At 65.3% G+C, this 1,078-nt stretch carries 1 protein-coding gene; it reads left to right on the top strand.

The window, feature by feature from the left end; translation table 11 throughout:
* Nucleotides 1-2 precede the first annotated feature (2 nt).
* Nucleotides 3-1,078, top strand: a 1,076-nt coding sequence (locus tag P7F60_RS30730; protein WP_277921233.1) for an S-(hydroxymethyl)glutathione dehydrogenase/class III alcohol dehydrogenase, incomplete at its 3' end; no start/stop codon positions are given.

Here is a 1,078-nt window from a genome sequence, read left to right as displayed (position 1 = left end):
CCATGGATGTACGCGCCGCCGTTGCGGTTCAGGCCGGCAAGCCGCTGGAAGTGATGACCGTTCAGCTCGAAGGGCCGCGCGCCGGCGAGGTGCTGATCGAGGTCAAGGCGACCGGCATCTGCCACACGGACGATTTCACCCTGTCGGGCGCCGACCCGGAAGGCCTGTTCCCCGCCATCCTCGGCCATGAGGGCGCCGGCATCGTCGTCGATGTCGGCCCGGGCGTGACCTCCGTCAAGAAGGGCGACCATGTCATTCCGCTCTACACGCCGGAATGCCGCGAATGCTATTCCTGTCTGTCGCGCAAGACCAACCTCTGCACCGCCATCCGCGCCACGCAGGGCCAGGGACTGATGCCGGACGGCACGAGCCGCTTCTCGATCGGCAAGGACAAGATCCATCACTACATGGGCTGCTCGACCTTCGCCAACTACACGGTCCTGCCGGAGATCGCCGTCGCCAAGGTCAACCCGGACGCGCCCTTCGACAAGATCTGCTACATCGGCTGCGGCGTCACCACCGGTGTGGGCGCGGTCATCAACACCGCCAAGGTCGAGATCGGCTCGACGGCCATCGTCTTCGGTCTCGGCGGCATCGGCCTCAACGTGCTGCAGGGCCTGCGCCTGGCCGGCGCCGACATGATCATCGGCGTCGACATCAATCCCGACCGCAAGGAATGGGGCGAGAAATTCGGCATGACGCATTTCGTCAATCCGAAGGAGGTCGGCGACGACATCGTGCCCTATCTGGTCAACATGACCAAGCGCAACGGCGACCTGATCGGCGGCGCCGACTATACCTTCGACTGCACCGGCAACACCAAGGTGATGCGCCAGGCGCTGGAATCGGCCCATCGCGGCTGGGGCAAGTCGGTGATCATCGGGGTTGCGGGCGCGGGCCAGGAAATCTCCACCCGTCCGTTCCAGCTCGTCACCGGCCGCCAGTGGATGGGCACCGCCTTCGGCGGCGCGCGCGGGCGCACCGACGTGCCGAAGATCGTCGACTGGTACATGGAGGGCAAGATCCAGATCGATGCGATGATCACCCACACCATGCCGCTCGACGACATCAACAAGGG

Source organism: Rhizobium sp. YJ-22 (assembly GCF_029601685.1).
Lineage (GTDB): Bacteria > Pseudomonadota > Alphaproteobacteria > Rhizobiales > Rhizobiaceae > Metarhizobium.
This window is presented reverse-complemented; position numbering and strand designations above follow the sequence as displayed.